General features: G+C 57.0%; 20 protein-coding genes. 15 read left to right on the forward strand and 5 right to left on the reverse strand.

From position 1 onward, the window contains the following. Positions 1 to 167: 167 nt before the first annotated feature. Entirely contained in the window at positions 168 to 1,196 is a 1,029-nt protein-coding gene (gene rsmC / locus IM273_RS15730; protein WP_045259515.1) for a 16S rRNA (guanine(1207)-N(2))-methyltransferase RsmC, read from the reverse strand. A gap of 102 nt (positions 1,197 to 1,298) precedes the next feature. Here rsmC and IM273_RS15735 point away from each other — a divergent pair, with 102 nt between their 5' ends. From IM273_RS15735 to IM273_RS15770, 8 genes are all read left to right on the forward strand, one after another. Beyond that, positions 1,299 to 1,712, forward strand: coding sequence for a DNA polymerase III subunit psi (locus IM273_RS15735; protein ID WP_028015430.1), 414 nt, complete (start codon positions 1,299 to 1,301; stop codon positions 1,710 to 1,712). After that, positions 1,681 to 2,124 carry a ribosomal protein S18-alanine N-acetyltransferase gene (rimI, locus tag IM273_RS15740; protein ID WP_028015431.1) on the forward strand — a complete coding sequence of 148 codons (444 nt, stop codon included), beginning with the start codon at positions 1,681 to 1,683 and terminating at the stop codon, positions 2,122 to 2,124. Before IM273_RS15735 ends, rimI begins: the two co-directional genes overlap by 32 nt. A gap of 19 nt (positions 2,125 to 2,143) precedes the next feature. Beyond that, positions 2,144 to 2,821 (forward strand): pyrimidine 5'-nucleotidase, encoded by a 678-nt coding sequence (gene yjjG, locus IM273_RS15745; RefSeq protein WP_028015432.1) that lies wholly within the window; start codon positions 2,144 to 2,146, stop codon positions 2,819 to 2,821. Positions 2,822 to 2,912: 91 nt separating this feature from the next. Further along, positions 2,913 to 4,502 (forward strand): peptide chain release factor 3, encoded by a 1,590-nt coding sequence (gene prfC / locus IM273_RS15750; protein ID WP_028015433.1) that lies wholly within the window; start codon positions 2,913 to 2,915, stop codon positions 4,500 to 4,502. 300 nt (positions 4,503 to 4,802) lie between these two features. Further along, a complete protein-coding gene (gene osmY / locus IM273_RS15755) occupies positions 4,803 to 5,420 on the forward strand; it encodes a molecular chaperone OsmY (RefSeq protein ID WP_028015434.1) in 618 nt (205 codons plus the stop codon). A 127-nt stretch (positions 5,421 to 5,547) separates the two neighbouring features. Then, on the forward strand, positions 5,548 to 5,709 hold the full coding sequence (locus IM273_RS15760; protein WP_003856556.1) for a DUF1328 domain-containing protein: 162 nt from the start codon (positions 5,548 to 5,550) through the stop codon (positions 5,707 to 5,709). Between the two features lie 120 nt (positions 5,710 to 5,829). Then, entirely contained in the window at positions 5,830 to 6,882 is a 1,053-nt protein-coding gene (locus IM273_RS15765) for a patatin family protein (RefSeq protein ID WP_032644971.1), read from the forward strand. Then, positions 6,879 to 7,661: a TatD family hydrolase gene (locus IM273_RS15770; RefSeq protein WP_193051515.1), complete on the forward strand. Its 783-nt coding sequence runs from the start codon at positions 6,879 to 6,881 to the stop codon at positions 7,659 to 7,661. Before IM273_RS15765 ends, IM273_RS15770 begins: the two co-directional genes overlap by 4 nt. Here IM273_RS15770 and IM273_RS15775 read toward each other — a convergent pair. Both IM273_RS15775 and IM273_RS15780 read right to left on the reverse strand, forming a co-directional pair. After that, complete coding sequence (locus tag IM273_RS15775) at positions 7,656 to 8,516, reverse strand: YjjW family glycine radical enzyme activase (protein ID WP_193051514.1); 861 nt, start codon at positions 8,514 to 8,516, stop codon at positions 7,656 to 7,658. The genes IM273_RS15770 and IM273_RS15775 overlap by 6 nt on opposite strands. After that, positions 8,491 to 10,026, reverse strand: coding sequence for a YjjI family glycine radical enzyme (locus IM273_RS15780; RefSeq protein WP_193051513.1), 1,536 nt, complete (start codon positions 10,024 to 10,026; stop codon positions 8,491 to 8,493). The genes IM273_RS15775 and IM273_RS15780 overlap by 26 nt, the downstream gene beginning before the upstream one ends. A gap of 262 nt (positions 10,027 to 10,288) precedes the next feature. Here IM273_RS15780 and deoC point away from each other — a divergent pair, with 262 nt between their 5' ends. From deoC to deoD, 4 genes are all read left to right on the forward strand, one after another. Beyond that, a complete protein-coding gene (gene deoC / locus IM273_RS15785) occupies positions 10,289 to 11,068 on the forward strand; it encodes a deoxyribose-phosphate aldolase (RefSeq protein ID WP_003856543.1) in 780 nt (259 codons plus the stop codon). A gap of 103 nt (positions 11,069 to 11,171) precedes the next feature. Beyond that, positions 11,172 to 12,494, forward strand: a complete 1,323-nt coding sequence (gene deoA, locus IM273_RS15790) for a thymidine phosphorylase (RefSeq protein ID WP_041911290.1) — start codon at positions 11,172 to 11,174, stop codon at positions 12,492 to 12,494. A gap of 53 nt (positions 12,495 to 12,547) precedes the next feature. Next, complete coding sequence (gene deoB / locus IM273_RS15795) at positions 12,548 to 13,771, forward strand: phosphopentomutase (RefSeq protein WP_193051512.1); 1,224 nt, start codon at positions 12,548 to 12,550, stop codon at positions 13,769 to 13,771. Between the two features lie 89 nt (positions 13,772 to 13,860). Further along, positions 13,861 to 14,580, forward strand: a complete 720-nt coding sequence (deoD, locus tag IM273_RS15800; protein WP_003856538.1) for a purine-nucleoside phosphorylase — start codon at positions 13,861 to 13,863, stop codon at positions 14,578 to 14,580. An 85-nt stretch (positions 14,581 to 14,665) separates the two neighbouring features. Here the strand turns inward: deoD and lplA are convergent, their stop codons facing one another. Both lplA and IM273_RS15810 read right to left on the reverse strand, forming a co-directional pair. Next, entirely contained in the window at positions 14,666 to 15,682 is a 1,017-nt protein-coding gene (gene lplA, locus IM273_RS15805; RefSeq protein WP_193051511.1) for a lipoate--protein ligase LplA, read from the reverse strand. A 39-nt stretch (positions 15,683 to 15,721) separates the two neighbouring features. After that, complete coding sequence (locus IM273_RS15810; RefSeq protein WP_028015443.1) at positions 15,722 to 16,366, reverse strand: YtjB family periplasmic protein; 645 nt, start codon at positions 16,364 to 16,366, stop codon at positions 15,722 to 15,724. 117 nt (positions 16,367 to 16,483) lie between these two features. Between IM273_RS15810 and serB the strand changes: the two genes are divergently transcribed. From serB to nadR, 3 genes are read left to right on the forward strand one after another with little or no spacing between them, the layout of a single operon-like run. Next, the gene (gene serB / locus IM273_RS15815; RefSeq protein ID WP_028015444.1) at positions 16,484 to 17,452 is read left to right on the forward strand and encodes a phosphoserine phosphatase; all 969 of its coding nucleotides are present in this window, start codon (positions 16,484 to 16,486) and stop codon (positions 17,450 to 17,452) included. 11 nt (positions 17,453 to 17,463) lie between these two features. Next, complete coding sequence (gene radA, locus IM273_RS15820; RefSeq protein ID WP_003856523.1) at positions 17,464 to 18,849, forward strand: DNA repair protein RadA; 1,386 nt, start codon at positions 17,464 to 17,466, stop codon at positions 18,847 to 18,849. Between the two features lie 35 nt (positions 18,850 to 18,884). Beyond that, a complete protein-coding gene (gene nadR / locus IM273_RS15825; RefSeq protein ID WP_045259507.1) occupies positions 18,885 to 20,117 on the forward strand; it encodes a multifunctional transcriptional regulator/nicotinamide-nucleotide adenylyltransferase/ribosylnicotinamide kinase NadR in 1,233 nt (410 codons plus the stop codon). Positions 20,118 to 20,163: the final 46 nt, after the last annotated feature.

Raw genomic sequence — 20,163 nt, forward strand, 5'->3', positions numbered from 1 at the left:
CGATACTGTAAAAGTATCGTAACCACGGAGGCGCATTCTAGATGTTTTCAGCTTTACGTCAACAGAAAAGTGCGCACCTTTTATTGATTGCTGCAAAAATGGACGGAATTGCGACGCCTGCTTGCCGGATGGCGCTGACGCTTATCCGGCCTACATTGTATGGCGAATTATTTCTTTGCCTGACGCGTCATCACGGTGCGGTAGACCTTAAAGCGGCCCGTCTGGGCGATCACTTCGTGGAAGCCGAAGGTTTCGTCCAGCACTTTCGGGTACGCCAAGAAGGCGTTCGCCACGATGCGCAGCTCGCCGCCGCTGTTGAGGTGACGAGTCGCGCCACGGATCAGGGTTTGCGCAGCTTCGAGGCTGGTTTCCATCCCGTCGTGGAACGGCGGGTTAGAGATGATCATGTCAAAGCGGCCGGTGACGTCAGAGAAGACGTTGCTGGCAATCACGTCGCCTTCAATGCCGTTGGCCGCAAGCGTTGCGCGGCTGGCTTCTACCGCCGGGGCGCTCACGTCACACAGGGTTAAACGCACTTTTGGTGAATGGCTGGCAAGCACCGTTGAAAGCACGCCCGCGCCGCAGCCCACGTCCAGCACTTTGCCTTTGGTGTGCGGTGTCAGGGTGGAGAGCAGCAGCTTGCTGCCCGTATCCAGCGCGTCACGGCTGAAGACACCCGGCAGGGTTTTGATGGTCAGGCCGTCAAGCTGGTACTCGTCCCAGTATGCCTGCGCATCAAACGTTGTCTGTTTTTCCAGACGGCCATGATACAGACCGCAGCGACGCGCGCTGTCGACTTTGGTCAGCGGCGCGTAGGCTTCCAGCATCTGCTCGGCGCTACGGACACCGCTGCGGTTTTCACCGACCACGAAAATATCGCAGCCAACCGGCAGCAGGGAGAGCAGGTTCATCAGCTGGAACTGGGCTTCCGGCTTGTTCTTCGGCCAGTAGTAGATCAGCGTATCGCAGTCGGCAATATCGCTCTGCTCCGCCACCAGGCTGAAGCGTGCGCGCTCGCCCATCTGGCGGCTCAGCACCTGCCAGTGGTGGTAGTATTGGGTGTGGGCACGGCTTTCATCACAGTCGAAACGCGCGGGCAGGTCATCCTGCATATCTCCGGCAAACAGAATACGGCTTTCTTCGAAATCATCACTGTGACGCAGCAAGACTTCACTTGCCGGGGTAAATGCAGACATGAATTGTTCCTCAATAAACTCAGGCGGGGATTATAGTAGGTAGATGGCGCACTTTCGACACATTTGCTATATTTGCGCGCCTGAGAGACAGGAGTTATCCCTATGACATCCCGACGAGACTGGCAGTTGCAGCAGCTGGGCATCACCCAGTGGGTTTTGCGTCGCCCGACGGCGTTGCAGGGCGAAATCGCCATCTCCATCCCCGCGCACGTTCGGCTGGTGATGGTGGCGGAAGAACTGCCTGCCCTGAATGAGCCCCTGATCGGTGATGTCCTTCGCAGCCTGAAGCTGACGCCCGACCAGGTCTTACAGCTGACGCCGGAACGGGTTGCCATGCTTCCTCCTGATAGCCGCTGTAACAGCTGGCGCATCGGAGAGACAAACGACATCTCTCTTCAGGGGAGCCAAATCAGCTCACCAGCGCTGGACGAGCTGAAAGCCAATCCAAAGGCGCGCAGCGCGCTATGGCAACAAATCTGCGAATATGAACACGATTTCTTCCCTCACGACGCCTGACCTGACCGCAGCGTTCGCGATTGAAACACGCGCCCACGCCTTTCCGTGGAGCGAAAAAACGTTTGCCAGCAATCAGGGCGAGCGCTATCTGAACTACCGTCTGGACGTTGACGGCACCCTGGCCGCGTTTGCCATCACGCAGGTGGTTCTTGACGAGGCGACGCTGTTTAACATCGCCGTCGACCCGGCGTTTCAGCGCCGTGGGCTGGGCAGAGAACTGCTTGAGCATCTCATTCGTGAGCTCGAAACCCGCGACGTTTTCACCCTGTGGCTGGAGGTGCGCGCGTCGAATGTCGCCGCCATCGCGCTCTATGAAAGCTTAGGCTTTAACGAGGCGACAGTCCGACGTAACTACTACCCCACCGCAGAGGGACGTGAAGACGCCATTATCATGGCTCTGCCAATTGGATAACGAATATAAGGTTGTAACGATGAAATGGGACTGGATTTTCTTTGATGCCGACGAAACGCTGTTTACGTTTGACTCGTTCGGCGGCCTACAGCGGATGTTTCTCGACTATAGCGTGACCTTCACCGCCGAAGATTTTCAGGACTATCAGGCGGTGAACAAGCCGCTGTGGGTGGATTACCAGAACGGTGCCATCACTGCGTTACAACTTCAGCACCAGCGATTTGACGTCTGGGCGGAGCGCTTAAAGGTCAGTCCGGGGGCGCTGAACGAGGCTTTCCTTAACGCCATGGCCGATATCTGTGCGCCCCTGCCGGGCGCGGTTTCCCTGCTGAATGCGTTGAAAGGCAAGGTGAAACTGGGGATCATCACTAACGGCTTCACCGCGCTGCAGCAAATCCGCCTGGAGCGCACCGGCCTGCGCGATCATTTTGACGCACTGGTGATCTCGGAAGAGGTCGGCGTGCCGAAACCGGATCCGCGAATTTTCGATTATGCGCTGGCGCAGGCCGGTAATCCCGACCGCGATCGCGTGCTGATGGTGGGTGATACCGCAGAGTCTGATATTCTTGGCGGTATGAAGTCAGGTTTGTCGACCGTCTGGCTGAATGCGCATGGCCGCGTGAAGCCTGAAGGCATCGAGCCAACCTGGACCGTCACGTCATTGACCGAACTGGAGCAACTCCTGTGTAAACAATGATTGCCTGCCCCCCGTTGATGGGTAAAATAGCCGCAATTTTGTATTCCATGATGCGTGGCGTGCTGCCGCGCTTATAAAAGAAGATTTAATTATGACGTTGTCTCCTTATCTGCAAGAGGTGGCCAAGCGCCGTACTTTTGCCATTATCTCGCACCCCGATGCCGGTAAAACGACCATCACCGAGAAGGTGTTGCTGTTCGGACAGGCGATCCAGACTGCGGGTACCGTTAAAGGCCGTGGCTCCAGCCAGCATGCAAAATCTGACTGGATGGAGATGGAAAAGCAGCGTGGTATTTCGATTACCACCTCCGTGATGCAGTTCCCGTATCACGACTGCCTGGTGAACCTGCTGGACACCCCGGGGCACGAAGACTTCTCCGAAGATACTTACCGTACCCTGACGGCGGTGGACTGCTGTCTGATGGTGATCGACGCCGCGAAGGGTGTAGAAGATCGTACCCGCAAGCTGATGGAAGTTACCCGTCTGCGCGATACGCCGATCCTCACCTTTATGAACAAACTCGACCGTGACATCCGCGATCCGATGGAGCTGATGGATGAAGTGGAAAACGAGCTGAAGATCGCCTGTGCGCCAATCACCTGGCCAATTGGCTGCGGTAAGCTGTTCAAAGGGGTTTATCACCTCTATAAAGACGAAACTTACCTGTATCAGACCGGTAAAGGCCACACCATTCAGGAAGTGCGCATTGTGAAAGGTCTGGACAACCCGGATCTCGATGCCGCCGTTGGCGAAGAGCTGGCCGCGCAGCTGCGCGACGAGCTGGAGCTGGTGAAGGGTGCGTCTCACGAGTTCGACAAAGAACTGTTCCTGAGCGGCGAAATTACCCCGGTCTTCTTCGGTACCGCGCTGGGTAACTTCGGCGTTGATCACATGCTGGACGGTCTGGTGGAGTGGGCACCTCAGCCGATGCCGCGTAAAACCGACACCCGCGAAGTGGAAGCGAAGGAAGAGAAGTTCACCGGCTTCGTCTTTAAAATTCAGGCCAACATGGACCCGAAACACCGCGACCGCGTGGCCTTCATGCGCGTGGTGTCCGGTAAGTATGAGAAGGGCATGAAGCTGCGCCAGGTGCGCATCGGTAAAGATGTCGTGATTTCCGACGCGCTGACCTTTATGGCGGGCGACCGTTCGCACGTTGAAGAGGCGTATCCGGGCGACATCATCGGTCTGCACAACCACGGTACGATCCAGATCGGCGATACCTTCACCCAGGGCGAGATGATGAAGTTCACGGGTATTCCGAACTTCGCACCGGAGCTGTTCCGTCGCATTCGTCTGCGCGATCCGCTGAAGCAGAAACAGCTGCTGAAAGGCCTTGTTCAGCTCTCTGAAGAGGGCGCCGTGCAGGTGTTCCGTCCAATCGCCAACAACGATCTGATTGTTGGCGCGGTCGGCGTGCTGCAGTTCGACGTGGTGGTTGCGCGCCTGAAGAGCGAGTACAACGTGGAAGCGATTTACGAATCGGTCAACGTGGCGACCGCGCGCTGGGTTGAGTGTTCTGACGTGAAGAAATTCGAAGAATTTAAGCGTAAGAACGAAATTCAGCTGGCGCTTGATGGCGGCGACAACCTGACCTATATCGCGCCAACGATGGTCAACCTGAACCTGACGCAGGAACGTTATCCAGACGTTCAGTTCCGCAAAACGCGCGAACACTAATCCCCTCCCGGAGCACGGCAATCGCCGTGCTCTTCTTTTATTCCTGTCTTATTAGTCCCTTGCGGAATGTTCTTAATTCACCGCAAATTCACGCTATTCGCGCGTTTTTTACGCAATTCTGAAAGCGGCATTGTGAGAGTGATCTATATTTAACTCAGTGTTTAGCACCGGGCATGGATGAATTAACTGTTCAATGCATGTCGATTGGTTCTCCATTTCACCCGTGTGTTTATTCGCGATATATAAAACTACTAAGGAAGTATTTAGCCCGAATAACGGGTAAAACACAGGAATACATCGATGAATATGACAAGACTGAAGATTTCTAAAACTCTGCTGGCTGTAACACTGGGTAGCGTTCTGGTTAGCGGTTCCGCCTTGGCGGAAAGCAGCACCATGGATAAAGCACAGTCCACGGCCGACACCGCAGGGCAAAAAATCGATAGCTCTATGAATAAAGTCGGTAATTTCATGGACGACAGCTCTATCACAGCAAAAGTGAAAGCCGCACTGGTGGATGATGAAGCCATCAAGAGCACCGATATTTCCGTTAAGACCGACAAAAAGGTCGTTACCCTGAGTGGCTTTGTTGAAAGCCAGGCCCAGGCCGAACAGGCTGTGAAGGTGGCGAAGGGTGTCGAAGGTGTTGCATCCGTGAGCGATAAACTGCACGTTCGCGACGGTAAAAACGCCTCGGTGAAAGGTTATGCCGGTGATGCCGCTACTACCAGCGAAATCAAAGCTAAACTGTTAGCAGATGACATCGTGCCGTCTCGTAAGGTGAAAGTGGAAACCACCGATGGCGTGGTTCAGCTTTCCGGTACGGTTGATTCACAGGCGCAAAGTGAACGCGCCGAGTCAATTGCGAAAGCCATTGATGGTGTTAAAAGCGTTAAAAACGATTTGAAAACGAAGTAATTCTGGACCATTCGCCCGTAAGGTTTAACCCTGCGGGCGAAATAAGAACGACTCTGGAAAAACGCCGGTGAGTGACCTGAGCGCTCACGTTTAGCGGCCGACATTAACTATGGTAAAGGAGAAGCTTATGTTTCGTTGGGGCATTATATTTCTGGTTATCGCGTTAATTGCCGCCGCATTGGGCTTTGGTGGTCTGGCAGGTACAGCGGCATGGGCAGCTAAAATTGTCTTCGTCGTCGGTATTATTCTGTTCCTGGTCAGCCTGTTTACGGGTCGTAGACGTCCGTAGCAAACGCAATATTCCTTCAACAAAATAAAGCCAGTCACTGCGACTGGCTTTTTCTTATTTGCGTTACAGGTCGGGTGCGTTACTGTGGAGTGATAAAATAATCAAAACAGGAAAGCAGAGGTGGGGCAACGAATTCCCGTTACGCTCGGCAATATTGCGCCGCTGACGTTAAAACCGTTTAGTGCGGGTCAACTCGCACTGGTCTGCGAGGGGGGAGGACAGCGCGGCATTTTTACCGCCGGCGTGCTGGATGAATTTATGCGCGCGCAGTTCAACCCGTTTGACCTCTACTTCGGCACGTCCGCCGGGGCGCAGAATCTCTCTGCCTATGTCTGTAACCAGCCCGGCTACGCGCGAAAAGTGATCATGCGCTTCACCACGGCGAAAGAATTTTTTAACCCGGTGCGCTTCGTTCGCGGCGGCAACCTGATCGATCTCGACTGGCTGCTGGAGTCGACCTCCAGCCAGATGCCGCTGGCCATGGATACCGCCGCCCGCCTGTTTGATAGCGGCAAAGAATTCTGGATGTGCGCCAGCCGGGGGGATGACTATTCGCCGGGCTATTTCTCACCGCAGAAGGAGAACTGGCTCGACATCATCCGCGCCTCCAGCGCCATTCCCGGTTTTTATCGTACCGGCGCGCTGCTGGATGGCATCAGCTATCTGGACGGCGGCATCAGCGACGCGGTGCCGGTTCAGGAAGCCGCGCGACGCGGGGCGAAAACTATCGTGGTGATCCGTACCGTTCCGTCGCAAATGTATTACACCCCCCAGTGGTTTAAGCGGATGGAGCGCTGGCTGGGCGACAGCAGCCTGCAGCCGCTGGTGAACATCGCGAAGCAGCATGAAACCACCTACGGCGCGATGCAGCGCTTTATTGAAAAACCCCCGGGCAAGCTGCGCATCTTTGAAATTTATCCGCCTAAGCCGCTGCTGAGCATGGCGTTGGGCAGCCGGTTGCCTGCGTTGCGTATGGATTACAAAACGGGGCGGCTGTGCGGGCGTTACTTCCTGGCGACCGTCGGGAAAATGCTGGCCGAGCAACCGCCTCTGCATCGCCATAAACGCATTATTACGCCACCTGCAATTGTCGCCAATGACGCCCTGACCATGCCGCTGGTGGACATTCCGCAGGCGAATGACGCTTTACTGGATAATGAGGATCTGGCGTGACGCACCGCTTTGTTGATACCCACTGCCACTTTGATTTCCCGCCGTTTACGGGGAATGAAGCGCAAAGCATTGCGAAAGCTGCCGAAGCCGGCGTGCAGGCCATCATTGTGCCGTCGGTTGAAGCGGCCTATTTTACCCGCGTGCTGGATCTTTCCGCGCGACACTCCGCGCTTTATGCCGCGCTCGGCCTGCATCCGATTGTGATTGAGCGCCATCGTGATGAGCATCTTGAAGAGCTGGATCGGGTGCTGCAACGTGCAGGAGAGAAACTTGTCGCCATCGGCGAGATCGGCCTCGATCTCTATCGCGAAGATCCGCAGTTTGAACGCCAGCAGACGATCCTCGACGCGCAGCTTCGGCTGGCAAAGCGTCACGATCTGCCGGTGATCCTCCACTCCCGACGCACTCATGACAAACTGGCGATGCACCTGAAGCGCATCGACCTGCCGCGAAGAGGCGTAGTGCATGGTTTTTCCGGCAGCCTGCAGCAGGCGCAGCGTTTTATTGAACTGGGCTATAAAATTGGCATCGGTGGCACCATCACCTATCCGCGCGCCAGTAAAACCCGTGACGTAATGGCGCAGCTGCCTCTCTCTGCGCTGTTACTGGAAACGGATGCCCCCGATATGCCGCTGAATGGTTTTCAGGGGCAGCCGAATCGCCCGGAACAGGCGGCGCGGGTATTTGACGTGCTGTGCGAACTGCGTCAGGAACCTGAAGAGGTCATTGCCAGCGCGCTGCTCGAAAATACCCGTTCGGTTTTTGGTATCACGCTATAGATAAAGCGCCGGACGAATCACCGTTATCTTCTGTTTTTCCAGCGCCCGCGCCAGCGGTTCAATATCTTCCTGCGTGGCGCTGCGCCATGACGCCGCCTCGCCGTAGACCCCGTGTGCATGAAACGCGTTAATACGCACCGGAACATTCCCCAGCTCGAGGATGAACGCGATCAACGGTTTGATATGTTCCAGATAATCACACTGTTCCGGGATGACCAGCAAGCGGAGCTCCGTCAAACGGTGACGGTCTGCCAGCCAGCGAATACTCTCCTTAATCTGCGGGTTTTCGCGTCCGGTCAGGAAGCGGTGATGTTCATTCCCCCACGCTTTGAGATCCAGCATTGCGCCATCCAGCACCGGCAGCAGTTTTTGCCAGCCGGTTTCGCTTAGCAGACCGTTGCTGTCTACCAGGCAGGTTAAATGATGTAGCTCAGGATCGGTTTTGATCGCGGTAAACAGGGCGATCAAAAACGGCAGTTGGGTTGTGGCTTCGCCGCCGCTCACGGTGATCCCTTCGATAAAGGGCGCGGATTTACGGACCTGAACGAGGATCTCGTCGACGCTCAGGCGGTGCGCCATGGGCGTGGCCTGCTGCTGGCACAGGCGCAGGCAGGTGTCGCACTGCTGGCAGTGACTCTCCTGCCACCAGACGCGTCCGGCCTGAATGGTCAGCACGTCGTGCGGGCAGTGGGGCACGCAGTCCCCGCAGTCGTTGCAGCGCCCGATGGTCCACGGGTTGTGGCAGGTTTTGCAGCGCAGGTTGCAGCCCTGCAGGAACAGCGCCAGGCGGCTGCCCGGCCCGTCCACGCAGGAGAAGGGGATGACCTGACTAACTAAAGCGCATCTGCTGTTCATGACTTATCACGCGCGGCTGACGTTCCAGAATACGGGTATTGCGTGCGGCCTCTTCCCCCAGCCAGGTGGTGTTTGTTCTCGAACCCGCTTCCCGGTATTTCTCCAGATCCGACAAGCGAACCATATAGCCGGTCACGCGTACCAGATCGTTACCGGCCACATTCGCGGTGAACTCACGCATACCGGCCCTGAACGCCCCCAGGCAAAGCTGAACCACCGCATGCGGATTGCGTTTTACCGTCTCATCCAGCGTTAAAATATCGCTGATCCCGGAATGATAGTGTTTATGGTGCGGCGCTACGGCCAGCAGATGACTGACAGGATCCGGCTCGTCACCGTACGGCAGACGCGCCCCCGGCGTGGTGCCCGAATCGGAGCTGATGCCTGACTGGGCGTGCAGCATCGCGCGATGCTTCCAGCCGTGCTTCACCGGCGTATTTTCAACAAACGCCGCAAGCTGTTCGCTGATGCGATAACCCAGCGCGTTGGCCTGCTCGTCTTTACCGTAACGCCCCGCCATGCCTGCTTTCTCACACAGTACGTTCACCGCTTCGGCAAGACCGTACATGCCAAACATCGGCACAAACCGATCGGCATCAATCAGCCCCTCTTTCACCAGGAAGCTATTCTCAAAGAAGCCGGATTGCCCGTACAGAAAATCGCAGCGCGCATCGATGATGGTAATTTGCTGCTGGCAGTAGTGCGGTAGCGTGCGGGTGAAGAAGTCGTCAATGGATGTGCTGTGTTCGGCTATTGCCTTGAGGTTAAGGCGCACCAGGGTGCTGCCACCGCCCGCCAGCGGCAGAGAGTTGTAACAGCTCACCACGCCAAAACGGCCTTTTGTGAAAATTTTATCATTCACCGGGCCGTTTGAAATATGCGGTTTACTGCATTCACAAATGTTTTTTGCCACCTCAAGCAGTAAATTGTCTGGGGTGATCTCAGGATCGTAGATAAAGGTCAGATTGGGCGCAACCTGCTTCAGTTCAGCGTCGGCACGCAGAATGGCACGGGTGATGGGGCCGTCAGCAGGCCCGATGTTGGCGTGCATAAACGCATCGGGCAGCGTTCTGTCGAGATAGCGCCAGAAACGTTTTATTCGGCTATCGATTTCTTCTTGTGTTAGAATTCTAACATAGGGATTCAGTATCGCATCAAGCTGCCCCAGATAGACCGGCATTGATGTGACGGAAGGAACATGGTGATAGAGAATAGTTAACAGAGAGAGGGCGTCATCAAGATCTCTCGCCCCTTCCAGCTCCAGCCATTGCGAACCGTTAGCCAGGAATTTTTCATAATCCGGCAGCACGTAGCGCGGTTTGTAGGGCGCATGGCCTTCGTACATGTCGCAGATAAACCCCTCGTCCAGCGCGGCGCGGGCGGCCGGAGATAGCGTCGGGTAGGGCAGATAATTTTCCGCTTCCAGCGCCAAAAAATGACGTTTTTGCTCCGGGGTTAACAGCGGGCTTGTCACAATGTGCTGGCAACGTTGTTGCAGGGCGTCGGGCATGTTCACTTCCTTGAATGTTCTGCGGATGATGAACGGATTGTAGAAAGCCAGCCTGCCGGCGCTTTTGATCCAACAAGGGGTATCGCTGCTTTAGTCAGCAATTTGCACGCTAAAGTTTGAAGAAGATCTCATTACAGTAATGCAAATTTGTACGCAGTTTTCATTAACTGTGATGAATGTCGAAGTGTGGATGCGGGTGAATGTTAGAATACTCACAGACCCGCAAGGTAAAATTTATACGGCACTGCCGTTGGAGAATGTTATGACCGATTTAACTGCAAGCAGCCTGCGCGCGTTGAAGCTGATGGACCTGACCACCCTGAACGATGACGACACCAATGAGAAAGTCATCGCCCTGTGCCATCAGGCGAAAACGCCAGTGGGTAACACCGCCGCCGTCTGTATCTACCCGCGCTTTATCCCGATTGCCCGCAAAACGCTGAAAGAGCAGGGCACGCCGGACGTGCGCATTGCAACCGTGACTAACTTCCCGCATGGCAATGACGACATTGAGATTGCGCTGGCGGAAACCCGCGCGGCAATTGCCTACGGCGCAGACGAAGTTGATGTGGTGTTCCCGTACCGCGCGCTGATTGCCGGCAACGAGCAGGTCGGTTTTGACCTGGTGAAAGCCTGTAAAGACGCGTGTGCGGCGGCAAACGTGCTGCTCAAAGTGATCATCGAAACCGGCGAGCTGAAAGAAGAGGCGCTGATTCGTAAGGCGTCAGAAATTTCCATCAAAGCCGGTGCGGATTTCATCAAAACCTCTACCGGTAAAGTGCCGGTCAATGCGACCCCGGAAAGCGCGCGCATCATGATGGAAGTTATCCGCGATATGGGCGTGTCCAAAACCGTGGGCTTCAAACCTGCGGGCGGCGTACGTACCGCGGAAGACGCGCAGCAGTTCCTGGCGATCGCTGACGAGCTGTTTGGCGCCGACTGGGCCGATTCCCGCCACTACCGCTTCGGCGCGTCCAGCCTGCTGGCAAGCCTGCTGAAGGCGCTGGGTCACGGCGACGGTAAGAGCGCAAGCAGCTACTGATTGCCAGACAATGCCGGATGGCGCTTTGCTTATCCGGCCTACAGGATCGCAGGGCGGGTAAGCGTACCCGCCGCCATTCACCCGATTCCGCATGGGGGTTACCGTGTTTCTCGCACAAGAAATTATTCGTAAAAAACGTGATGGTCTTGCTTTAAGCGACGAAGAAATTCGCTTCTTCATCAACGGCATTCGTGACAACACCGTCTCAGAAGGGCAGATTGCGGCTCTGGCGATGACCATTTTCTTCCACGATATGTCGATGCCTGAGCGCGTGTCGCTGACCATGGCGATGCGAGATTCAGGAACCGTTCTGGACTGGAAAAGCCTCAACCTCAACGGCCCGATTGTGGACAAACACTCCACCGGCGGCGTGGGCGACGTGACCTCCCTGATGCTCGGCCCTATGGTGGCAGCCTGCGGCGGTTACGTTCCCATGATCTCCGGGCGCGGCCTGGGCCACACCGGCGGTACGCTCGACAAACTGGAAGCCATTCCGGGCTTCGATATCTTCCCGGATGACAATCGCTTCCGCGATATTATTAAAGACGTTGGCGTGGCGATTATCGGCCAGACCAGCTCTCTTGCTCCGGCAGACAAGCGTTTTTACGCGACGCGCGATATTACCGCCACCGTAGACTCCATCCCGCTGATCACCGCCTCTATCCTCGCCAAAAAACTGGCGGAAGGGCTGGACGCGCTGGTGATGGACGTGAAGGTGGGCAGCGGCGCGTTTATGCCGACCTATGAACTCTCTGCTCAGCTTGCCGAAGCGATCGTTGGCGTCTCCAACGGCGCGGGCGTGCGCACCACCGCGCTGCTGACCGACATGAACCAGGTGCTGGCCTCCAGCGCCGGTAACGCGGTTGAAGTCCGCGAAGCCGTGCAGTTCCTCACAGGCGAATACCGTAACCCGCGCCTGTTCGATGTCACCATGGCGCTGTGCGTTGAGATGCTCATCTCCGGCAAGCTGGCCAAAGACGACGCGGAAGCCCGCGCGAAACTGCAGGCGGTGCTGGACAACGGCAAAGCGGCGGAGATCTTTGGCCGCATGGTGGCGGCGCAGAAAGGCCCGACCGATTTCGTCGAAAACTACGCGAAATACCTGCCGACCGCGATGCTCAGCAAAGCTGTTTATGCGGATGGCGAAGGTTTTGTCTCCGCCATGGACACCCGCGCGCTTGGCATGGCTGTTGTATCTATGGGTGGCGGTCGTCGTCAGGCATCGGACACCATTGATTACAGCGTCGGCTTTACCGATATGGCCCGTCTGGGCGACAGCGTCGACGGCCAACGTCCGCTGGCGGTGATCCACGCGAAAGACGAAGCCAGCTGGCAGGACGCGGCGAAAGCGGTGAAAGCGGCAATATCTCTTGACGATAAAGCACCGGAAACCACACCGACGGTCTATCGTCGTATCACCGAATAGCGGTATACTGATCTGATCGCATTTTTATGAAGCACTAAGTACGGAGAACAATTATGAAACGTGCATTTATTATGGTGCTGGACTCATTCGGCATCGGCGCAACCGAAGATGCAGAACGTTTTGGTGACGTGGGTTCCGATACCATGGGTCACATCGCGGAAGCCTGTGCAAAAGGCGAAGCGGACAACGGTCGTAAAGGCCCTCTGACTCTACCTAATCTCACCCGCCTCGGGCTGGTAAAAGCACATGAAGGCTCTACCAGTAAAATCGCAGCCGGTATGGACGGCAATGCGGAAGTCGTGGGCGCCTACGCCTGGGCACACGAGCTCTCTTCCGGGAAAGATACCCCGTCCGGTCACTGGGAAATCGCCGGCGTGCCGGTGCTGTTTGACTGGGGTTACTTCTCCGATCACGAGAACAGCTTCCCGCAGGAGCTGCTCGATAAGCTGGTGAAGCGTGCCAACCTGCCGGGCTACCTCGGTAACTGCCACTCTTCCGGCACCGTGATTCTGGATCAGCTCGGCGAAGAGCACATGAAAACCGGCAAACCGATTTTCTACACCTCTGCTGACTCCGTGTTCCAGATTGCCTGCCACGAAGAGACGTTTGGCCTGGATAAACTCTACGAGCTGTGCGAAATCGCCCGTGAAGAGCTGACCGAAGGCGGCTACAACATTGGCCGCGTTATCGCACGTCCGTTTATCGGCGACAAAGCGGGTAACTTTCAGCGTACCGGTAACCGTCATGACCTGGCCGTTGAGCCACCGGCGCCAACCGTGCTGCAGAAGCTGGTTGACGAGAAGGGCGGTCACGTGGTGTCCGTGGGCAAAATAGCGGATATCTACGCCAACTGCGGTATCACCAAAAAAGTGAAAGCGACCGGTCTGGATGCGCTGTTCGATGCCACTATCAAAGAGATGAAAGAAGCAGGCGATAAGACCATTGTCTTCACCAACTTCGTGGACTTCGACTCCTCCTGGGGTCACCGCCGCGATGTAGCCGGTTATGCTGCGGGCCTGGAGCTGTTTGACCGCCGTCTGCCGGAGCTGATGGAGCTGGTGGGGGAAGATGACATTCTGATCCTGACTGCGGACCACGGCTGCGACCCAACCTGGACCGGCACCGACCACACCCGTGAGCACATTCCGGTGCTGGTGTACGGCCCGAAAGTGAAGCCGGGCTCGCTCGGTCACCGTGAAACCTTCGCGGACATCGGCCAGACCCTGGCGAAATACTTTGGTACGTCTGACATGGAATATGGTAAAGCCATGTTCTAAATCATGTTGGGTGCGGTCTGATGCCCTCACCCCGGCCCTCTCCCACAGGGAGAGGGTGAAAAGAATAAACAATGTAAAAGGAACTGAAGATGGCAACTCCTCACATTAATGCAGAAATGGGTGATTTCGCTGACGTCGTATTGATGCCGGGCGACCCGCTGCGCGCGAAGCACATTGCAGAAACCTTCCTCGAAGACGTGCGTGAAGTGAACAACGTTCGCGGCATGCTGGGCTTCACCGGTACCTATAAAGGCCGCAAAATCTCCGTTATGGGCCACGGCATGGGTATCCCGTCCTGCTCCATCTACACCAAAGAGCTGATCACCGATTTCGGCGTGAAGAAAATCATCCGCGTAGGCTCCTGCGGTGCGGTGCGTATGGACGTTAAGCTGCGTGACGTGGTGATCGGCATGGGCGCATGTACCGACTCTAAAGTTAACCGCATCCGCTTTAAGGATCATGACTTTGCGGCAATCGCTGACTTTGACATGGTGCGTAACGCGGTTGACGCGGCAAAAGCGCTGGGCGTTGACGCGCGCGTGGGCAACCTGTTCTCTGCCGATCTGTTCTACTCGCCAGAAGGCGACATGTTCGACGTGATGGAAAAATACGGTATCCTGGGCGTGGAAATGGAAGCTGCCGGTATCTACGGCGTGGCGGCTGAGTTTGGTGCGAAAGCGCTGACCATCTGCACCGTGTCTGACCACATCCGCACCCACGAGCAGACCACCGCTGCCGAGCGTCAGACCACCTTCAACGACATGATCAAAATCGCGCTGGAATCCGTTCTGCTGGGCGATAAAGAGTAAGAGCTGTTGTGCCGGGTGGCGGCTTCGCCTGACCCGGCCTACGGTTTTCCAGGCCCGCTAAGCGCAGCGCCAGCGGGCTTTTTTACTAGCGTACGGCCTGCGCAATCCATGCCGATAAGTCCCGCAACTCTTGTTCCTGCTCCGGGAAATCCCCCATTAACGCGTCGCACTCCTGCTGCAGCATATCCGCCCGATACAAACAGCCCTGCAAGCGGGCCGCCAGCGTTTCCAGCGGTGCCGGGTTGAGGCTGTCCGTAAACACCTGCGTACGGGTAATGTGGCCTTTCTCCACGTCAAAGTGCAGCTCCACGCCGCCCCAGGTAAAACGTTCGTCCAGCAGGTGTGAAAACGCCGGGGCCTGGCCGAAGTTCCATTCCCAGCTGCTCTGGCGTGCAAATGTTTCGGCGAAGTTGGGCAGATCCGGGGTCTTATCCGGCGAAATCACTTCCGCATCCACGCGCTCGCCGTAATGTTCAAAGAACGCTTCACGGATCGCGTCGCAAATCTGCTCGTGCGTAATCCCCGGCAGCAGCTCCACCAGATTCGCCACGCGTCCGCGCACGGAGGTAATGCCCTTAGCCTGGAGCTTTTTCTTATCAGGATTAAGGTAGTTCGCCAGACGGCTCAGGTCGGCGTTCAGCAGCAGGGTGCCGTGGTGGAACCCGCGATCCATCGTTTCGCGGTAGGCGGAGCCGGAGATCTTGCGGTCGCCCTCGGGCGTTTTGACCACGAGATCGTTCCGCCCCGAGGCTTCAGCCGTCACGCCGAGCGCATTGAGCGCGTTGAGCACAATAGACGTAGAGATAGTTTTGTCGTATTCCGGTTTTCCCGCCATAAAGGTAAAGCAGGTATTGCCCAGATCGTGAAACACCGCGCCGCCGCCGCTGCTCCTGCGTGCGAGACGGACGTTGTCCTCTTCCATACGCCGGGTGTTGCACTCTTTCCACGGGTTTTGCGCGCGGCCGATGACCACCGTATCGGCGTTACGCCAGAGAAACAGGACGCGCTGGGTGGCGGGCATCTGGCGGAAGATGCACTCTTCAACCGCGAGATTAAACCAGGGATCGTGAGAGTCAGAGATAAGCAGGCGTAACGTCGTCATGGCAGAGTTCCTTTTCCATATCTTTCGCCTACTTTATCACTATTCCTTCTTCTCGCTCTCTTCGTCTTCGGGAACCGACCTGCTGGCGGTCAGCAGGAACGGCGACTGCTGCCAGCGGGTACGCTTGCCCTGAAGCAACGTGCGCGCCAGCACGACGCCAATCGCCAGCGAGAGTAACAGCATCAGGCGCAGAATATTGGTGGTGTTATCCACCTGCTTAGCTTCTGTTGGCAGGGTGTGGGTATCCAGCGTCAGGCGCAGATACCCCAGCGGGCCATTTTTACCCTGAACGGGTTCGACAATCTGCTGGTTGAAATAGCCTCCGGCTTTTTTGCCGTCCAGCGCCAGCCTGTCGCGCACGTCGACGTGCTCACCGGCGCGGGCAATCAGGTCGCCTTTTTCATCGTACACGCCCGCATCCAGAATGCGGCTGTTTTCCGTGAGCTGACGCAAGACCTGGCCTATCCGCTTATCGTCCGGCGTTTCATTGCGCATCAGGGGCGCAACGTTGAGCGTCACCTGACGCGCCAGGGTACGGGCCAGCTCTTCAAACTGCGGGTTGCGCTGCCGCTGATGATTCTGGCTAAACCACGATGCCCCTTGCATCAATGCGACTAACAGTGCGAGACAGATCAGGACAATCACGGCGCGATGAAGCCGGAATTTCAGTTTTGCGCGAGCCATATTCCACCTGCTGAAAATTTAGGGCTTAATGTTGCCAGAAGTGATGGTTACAGGGTAGCCTCATGCGTTATTTTCCCTCTGGAACCTTCCGGCGCGAACAAAATTACAGGAGCTTTAATGCCGAACATTACCTGGTGTGACCTGCCAACGGATGTCTCTTTATGGCCAGGATTGCCGCTCTCGTTAAGTGGCGATGAGGTGATGCCTCTGGATTACCACGCTGGCCGTAGCGGCTGGCTCCTCTATGGACGCGGTCTGGATAAGCAACGCCTGACCCAGTATCAAACCAAACTGGGCGCGGCGATGGTCATTGTTGCCGCCTGGTGCGTGGAAGATTACCAGGTCATTCGCCTCGCGGGTTCCCTGACGCAGCGCGCCACGCGTCTGGCGCATGACGCCGGGCTGGACGTAGCGCCTCTCGGCAAAATTCCGCACCTGAAAACGCCGGGGCTGCTGGTGATGGACATGGACTCCACCGCTATTCAGATCGAATGTATTGACGAGATTGCTAAACTGGCAGGCAGCGGCGAGCTGGTGGCGGAAGTCACCGAGCGTGCGATGCGCGGCGAGCTGGACTTCACCGCCAGCCTGCGCCAGCGCGTGGCGACCCTGAAAGGGGCCGATGCTAACATCCTGCGCCAGGTGCGCGACGTGCTGCCGCTGATGCCGGGGCTGACGCAGCTGGTGCTGAAGCTCCAGTCCCTCGGCTGGAAAGTGGCGATCGCCTCCGGTGGCTTTACCTTCTTTGCGGATTATCTACGCGAGAAACTGCATCTGACCACGGTGGTCGCTAACGAGCTGGAAATCATGGACGGCAAGCTGACCGGCCAGGTGATCGGCGATATCGTGGATGCCCAGTACAAAGCCAATACTCTGACGCGCCTGGCGGAAAAGTATGAGATTCCGGTCGAGCAGACCGTCGGCATTGGCGACGGCGCGAACGATCTGCCAATGATCAAAGTGGCTGGCCTTGGCATTGCCTACCATGCCAAACCAAAAGTGAATGAAAAGACGGAAGTCACTATCCGTCACGCTGACCTGATGGGGGTGTTCTGCATTCTCTCCGGCAGCCTTAATCAGAAATAACGAGGTAAACCGTGGCGAAAGCTCCAAAACGCGCATTTGTCTGTAATGAATGTGGTGCGGATTATCCGCGCTGGCAGGGGCAATGCAGCGCCTGTCATGCCTGGAACACCATCACCGAAGTGCGTGGTGTGGCGGCTTCGCCGAGCGTGGCCCGCAATGAGCGCCTGAGCGGCTATGCGGGCAATGCAGGCGTGTCGAAGGTGCAAAAGCTTTCTGATATCAGCCTGGAAGCGCTGCCGCGCTTTTCCACCGGCTTCAAAGAGTTTGACCGCGTGCTGGGCGGCGGCGTGGTGCCGGGCAGCGCGATTCTGATCGGCGGTAACCCGGGGGCGGGGAAATCGACCCTGCTGCTGCAAACGCTCTGCAAGCTCGCCGAACAGATGAAAACCCTGTACGTGACGGGTGAAGAATCCCTCCAGCAGGTGGCGATGCGCGCTCACCGTCTCGGCTTGCCGACCGGTAACCTGAACATGCTGTCGGAAACCAGCATCGAGCAGATCTGCATGATCGCCGAAGAAGAGCAGCCGAAGCTGATGGTGATCGACTCCATCCAGGTAATGCACATGGCGGACATTCAGTCCTCGCCGGGCAGCGTGGCGCAGGTGCGTGAGACAGCCGCTTACCTGACGCGCTTTGCCAAAACGCGCGGCGTGGCGATTGTGATGGTCGGCCATGTGACCAAAGATGGCTCTCTGGCGGGTCCGAAGGTGCTCGAACACTGTATTGACTGCTCGGTGATGCTCGACGGCGACGCGGATTCCCGCTTCCGCACCCTGCGCAGCCACAAAAACCGCTTTGGCGCGGTGAACGAACTGGGCGTGTTTGCTATGACCGAGCAGGGGCTGCGCGAGGTCAGCAACCCGTCGGCCATCTTCCTGAGCCGCGGCGATGAGATCACCTCCGGCAGTTCGGTAATGGTGCTGTGGGAAGGGACGCGCCCGCTGCTGGTTGAAATTCAGGCGCTGGTGGATCACTCGATGATGGGTAACCCGCGGCGCGTGGCGGTCGGTCTGGAGCAGAACCGCCTGGCGATCCTGCTGGCGGTGCTGCACCGTCACGGCGGGCTGCAGATGGCGGATCAGGATGTGTTCGTCAACGTGGTTGGCGGGGTGAAAGTCACTGAGACCAGCGCAGACCTGGCGTTGCTGCTGGCGATGGTCTCCAGCCTGCGCGACAGACCGCTGCCGCAGGATCTGGTCGTCTTCGGTGAAGTGGGTCTGGCCGGGGAAATCCGTCCGGTGCCCAGCGGCCAGGAGCGTATCTCCGAGGCGGCAAAGCACGGCTTCCGTCGGGCGATCGTTCCCGCCGCCAACGTACCGAAAAAAATCCCGGAAGGGATGCAGGTCTTTGGCGTTAAGAAACTCGCAGATGCGTTAAATGTCTTTGACGACTTATAATTACGTATTCGATTTTGCAGGAGGCACCGTAATTTATGTCATCATTTGACTACATCAAGACCGCGATCCGCCAGAAGGGCTGCACGCTGCAGCAGGTGGCGGACGCCAGCGGCATGACCAAAGGCTACCTGAGCCAGTTGCTGAACGCCAAAATCAAAAGCCCCAGCGCGCAGAAGCTTGAAGCGCTGCACCGCTTTCTGGGGCTGGAGTTCCCGCGAATGCAAAAGAACATCGGCGTGGTGTTCGGCAAGTTTTATCCGCTGCATACCGGGCATATCTATCTGATCCAGCGCGCCTGTAGCCAGGTGGACGAGCTGCACATCATCATGGGCTACGACGAAACGCGCGATCGCCAGCTCTTTGAAGACAGCGCCATGTCGCAGCAGCCCACCGTGCCTGACCGTCTGCGCTGGCTGCTGCAGACCTTTAAGTACCAGAAAAACATTCGCATTCATGCCTTTAATGAAGAGGGCATGGAGCCGTACCCGCACGGCTGGGACGTGTGGAGCAACGGCATCAAAGCGTTTATGGAAGAGAAGGGCATTACACCTAACTGGATCTACACTTCTGAAGAGTCCGACGCGCCGCAGTTCCGCGAGCATCTGGGCATTGAGACGGTGCTGATCGACCCGAAACGCACCTTTATGAACATCAGCGGGGCGCAGATCCGCGAGAACCCGTTCCGCTACTGGGATTATATTCCGACCGAAGTGAAGCCGTTCTTCGTGCGTACGGTGGCTATTCTGGGCGGCGAGTCGAGCGGTAAATCAACGCTGGTCAACAAGCTGGCGAACATCTTCAACACCACCAGCGCGTGGGAGTATGGACGCGATTACGTCTTCTCTCACCTCGGCGGCGACGAGATGGCACTGCAGTATTCCGACTACGATAAAATCGCGCTCGGGCACGCCCAGTACATTGATTTCGCGGTGAAATACGCTAACAAAGTGGCGTTTATTGATACCGATTTCGTCACCACGCAGGCGTTCTGTAAAAAGTACGAGGGGCGCGAGCACCCGTTCGTGCAGGCGCTGATTGACGAATACCGCTTTGACCTGGTGATCCTGCTGGAAAACAACACCCCGTGGGTGGCCGACGGCATGCGCAGCCTGGGCAGCTCGGTGGACAGGCGCGAGTTCCAGACCATGCTGGTGGAGATGCTCAACGAGAACAACGTTGAGTTTGTGCATGTGGAAGAGTCGGATTATGACACCCGCTTCCTGCGCTGCGTCGAGCTGGTGAAGGAGATGATGGGGGAGCAGGGGTAATAACTTCCCCCTCGCCCTTTTGGGGGTGTACAGTCCGGGGACATGG

The organism is Enterobacter cloacae complex sp. P13B, from assembly GCF_014895915.1.
Lineage (GTDB): Bacteria > Pseudomonadota > Gammaproteobacteria > Enterobacterales > Enterobacteriaceae > Enterobacter > Enterobacter bugandensis.

Coding starts and splice junctions, on each gene's coding strand:
- prfC (WP_028015433.1), top strand. CDS start 2,913: ATGACGTTGTCTCCTTATCTGCAAGAGGTGGCCAAGCGCCGTACTTTT.
- IM273_RS15760 (WP_003856556.1), top strand. CDS start 5,548: ATGTTTCGTTGGGGCATTATATTTCTGGTTATCGCGTTAATTGCCGCC.
- rsmC (WP_045259515.1), bottom strand. CDS start 1,196: ATGTCTGCATTTACCCCGGCAAGTGAAGTCTTGCTGCGTCACAGTGAT.
- deoB (WP_193051512.1), top strand. CDS start 12,548: ATGAAACGTGCATTTATTATGGTGCTGGACTCATTCGGCATCGGCGCA.
- deoD (WP_003856538.1), top strand. CDS start 13,861: ATGGCAACTCCTCACATTAATGCAGAAATGGGTGATTTCGCTGACGTC.
- IM273_RS15810 (WP_028015443.1), bottom strand. CDS start 16,366: ATGGCTCGCGCAAAACTGAAATTCCGGCTTCATCGCGCCGTGATTGTC.
- lplA (WP_193051511.1), bottom strand. CDS start 15,682: ATGACGACGTTACGCCTGCTTATCTCTGACTCTCACGATCCCTGGTTT.
- yjjG (WP_028015432.1), top strand. CDS start 2,144: ATGAAATGGGACTGGATTTTCTTTGATGCCGACGAAACGCTGTTTACG.
- deoC (WP_003856543.1), top strand. CDS start 10,289: ATGACCGATTTAACTGCAAGCAGCCTGCGCGCGTTGAAGCTGATGGAC.
- serB (WP_028015444.1), top strand. CDS start 16,484: ATGCCGAACATTACCTGGTGTGACCTGCCAACGGATGTCTCTTTATGG.
- rimI (WP_028015431.1), top strand. CDS start 1,681: ATGAACACGATTTCTTCCCTCACGACGCCTGACCTGACCGCAGCGTTC.
- IM273_RS15735 (WP_028015430.1), top strand. CDS start 1,299: ATGACATCCCGACGAGACTGGCAGTTGCAGCAGCTGGGCATCACCCAG.
- IM273_RS15775 (WP_193051514.1), bottom strand. CDS start 8,516: ATGAACAGCAGATGCGCTTTAGTTAGTCAGGTCATCCCCTTCTCCTGC.
- nadR (WP_045259507.1), top strand. CDS start 18,885: ATGTCATCATTTGACTACATCAAGACCGCGATCCGCCAGAAGGGCTGC.
- osmY (WP_028015434.1), top strand. CDS start 4,803: ATGAATATGACAAGACTGAAGATTTCTAAAACTCTGCTGGCTGTAACA.
- IM273_RS15780 (WP_193051513.1), bottom strand. CDS start 10,026: ATGCCCGACGCCCTGCAACAACGTTGCCAGCACATTGTGACAAGCCCG.